2 protein-coding genes are annotated in these 2,968 nt (G+C 71.4%); both read left to right on the plus strand.

Going from position 1 to position 2,968, the window contains the following annotated elements; all coding sequences use genetic code 11:
• Positions 1-187 precede the first annotated feature (187 nt).
• Positions 188-1,330 carry a winged helix DNA-binding domain-containing protein gene (locus EF918_RS34295; RefSeq protein WP_125652781.1) on the plus strand — a complete coding sequence of 381 codons (1,143 nt, stop codon included), beginning with the start codon at positions 188-190 and terminating at the stop codon, positions 1,328-1,330.
• Between the two features lie 109 nt (positions 1,331-1,439).
• The coding region (locus tag EF918_RS34300; protein WP_125652782.1) for an AMP-binding protein at positions 1,440-2,968 on the plus strand (1,529 nt) is incomplete at its 3' end.

Below are 2,968 nucleotides of genomic sequence, written 5' to 3' on the forward strand. Positions count from 1 at the left end.
GGGGGTGGGGTGGGGCTTACGTAGTATATGGGCGGTTTGGGGATCTTTCGTTGTCTCCCGTCTCTCCCGTCTCTCCCGTCTCACCTGGCTCTCCCGTCTCTCCTGGCTCCCCGCGGGCCTCTTGCTCGCCGCCCCGGTGTCCCCGTTGCGGACCGTGGTTGTCCGCGTCCCGGTCTAGCGTGGGGGTATGGCTTTCAGGTCGTCACCCGTCGTGCTCGGTGCGCGTGCGCTCAGCCGTGCCACTCTCGCTCGTCAGATGCTGCTCTCCCGGGAGGGCGGGATGTCCGCCCGCGATGCGGTCGGGCATCTCGTCGGGCTTCAGGCGCAGAACGTCAAGCCGCCCTACTTCCAGCTGCACGCCCGGCTCGCCGGTTTCCGGCCCGCGGAGTTGGCCGGGCTCATGGAGCGGCGGGAGGTGGTGCGGATGGTGACCTTGCGGTCCACCATTCATCTGCACACGGCCGAGGACGCGCGGGCGCTGCGCGGGCTGGTGCAGGGGGCTCGGGACCGGGAGGTCCAGCAGTTCCGGAAGGGGCTCGTCGGGGTCGACCTCGGGCGGTTGGAGGAGGTGGCCCGGGGGGTCGTCGAGGAGGCGCCGCGGACCATGGCCGAGCTGCGGGAGGCGCTGGTGGCCGAGTGGCCCGAGGCGGATCCCCAGGCGCTCGGGGTCGCCGCGCGGTGCCGGCTGCCGCTCGTGCAGGTCACTCCCCGGGGGGTGTGGGGACGCAGCGGGCAGGTGCGGCTCACCACGTGGGAGCAGTGGGTCGGGGCGGGACATTCCGATTCCGAGGGGGCGGCCCGTTGCGACATGGAGGGGGTGGTGCTGCGGTATCTGCGGGCGTTCGGGCCCGCCTCCGTCAAGGACATGCAGACCTGGGCCGGGCTCACCCGGCTCAAGGAGGTCTTCGAGCGGCTGCGGCCCGAGCTGTTGGTGTTCCGGGACGAGAAGGGGGTGGAGCTGTTCGACGTACCCGAGGCGCCGCGGCCCGACGGCGGTACGCCCGCTCCGCCGCGGTTCCTGCCGGAGTTCGACAACGTGCTGCTCTCGCACGCCGACCGCAGCCGGATCGTGCCCGCCGAGCTGAAGGGGCGCACGTGGAAGGGGAACCAGGCCTACTGCACCCTCCTCGTCGACGGGTTCCTCGGCGGGATCTGGAAGTTCGCCGAGGCTTCCGGCGGCGGGAGGGACGAGGCCCGGGTCGTGGTCGAGCTGTTCCGGGAGGTGAGTGCGGCGCAGCGGGCGGAGATCGTCCACGAAGGTGAGTCCATGCTGGCCGCGATGACCGACGCGGCCCGGTTCTCGGTGGAGTTCGGGCCGATCGGCGGCTGATGCCGCACTGGTGGCCGGTTCCCTGACACGGCACGATGCCCGGGGGCGCACCCGCGCGTACGTCTGCCCCGCCTACGTACGCGATCCGGACACAGGAGAGAAGAGAACCATGCGGATTCCGATGACCGTCGCGGACTTCCTCGACCGGGCCGAACTGGGGTTCGCCACGAGCCCCGGCGTCGTCGACGAACCGGACCAGCCGGCGGCACCGGTCCCCGTGTCGACGTACGGGCGGCTCGCCGAGCGGGTCCGGGCCTGGCAGGCCGGGCTGGACGCGCTCGGGGTCGGCGAGGGCGAGCGGGTGGCGGTCGTCAGTCACAACTCGGCCCGGCTGCTGGAGCTGTTGTTCGCGGTGCCGATGAGCGGCCGGATCTGCGTGCCCGTCAACTTCCGGCTCAAGCCGGAGGAGGTGGACTACGTCGTCCAGCAGTCGGGGGCCTCGGTCCTGCTCGTCGATCCCGAGCTGGACCGGGCGCTGGCCGGGGTCAAGGCCCGCCACCGGTTCGTCCTCGGGGAGCAGACCGAGACCGAGCTGATGCGGTTCGGGGTGGAACCGCGCCCCTGGTCGCGGCCGGACGAGGACGCCACCGCCACGATCAACTACACCTCGGGCACCACGGCCCGCCCCAAGGGCGTGCAGCTCACGCACCGCAACATCTGGGTCAACGGGCTCACCTTCGGACTGCACACCCGCGTCTGGGAACGCGACGTCTACCTGCACACCCTGCCGATGTTCCACTGCAACGGCTGGGGCATGCCCTTCGTCATGGCCGGTCTCGGCGTCAAGCAGGTCGTGCTGCGCAAGGTCGACGGCGCGGAGATCCTGCGCCGGGTCGAGGAGCACGGGGTCACGCTGATGTGCGGGGCGCCGGCCGTGTGGAACATGGTGCTCGACGCCGCCGCGACCTGGGAGGGCGAGATCCCGGGCCGTGACCGGGTCCGGGTGGTGTGCGCGGGCGCCCCGCCGCCGAGCCGGACCATCCAGCGGATGGGGGAGGAGCTGGGCTGGGAGTTCACCCAGATCTACGGACTGACCGAGACCTCCCCGCTGCTCACCTTCAACCGGATCCGGCCGGCCGACCTGGACCTGCCGGCCGAGGAACGGGCCCGCAAGCTGTCGCGCGCCGGACTGCCGGCACTCGGGGTCAAGCTCCAGGTGTCCGGCGCCGGGGAGGTGCTGGCGCGGTCGAACGTCGTCCTGGACGGCTACTGGGACAAGCCGGAGGAGACGGCGGCCGCGCTGGAGGACGGCTGGTTCCACACCGGTGACGGCGGCACCGTCGACCCGGCCGACGGGCACCTGACGATCTCGGACCGGAAGAAGGACGTGATCATCACGGGGGGTGAGAACGTGTCGTCCATCGAGGTGGAAGATGTGATCTTCAGCCATCCGGCGGTCGCGGAGGTGGCCGTGATCGGCGTGCCCGACGAGAAGTGGGGCGAGACGATCAAGGCGCTGGTGGTGCTGGCGGAGGGGGCGACCGTCGACGAGGCGGAGATCGTCGCGCACTGCAAGGAGCGGATGGCCGGCTACAAGGCGCCGACGTCGGTGGAGTTCCGCGAGGTCATCCCGCGGACGGCCACCGGCAAGATCCAGAAGTTCAAGCTGCGCGAGCCGTACTGGGCGGGCCGGGAACG

The organism is Streptomyces sp. WAC06614 (genome assembly GCF_003949795.1).
In the GTDB taxonomy this organism is placed as follows: Bacteria; Actinomycetota; Actinomycetes; order Streptomycetales; family Streptomycetaceae; genus Streptomyces.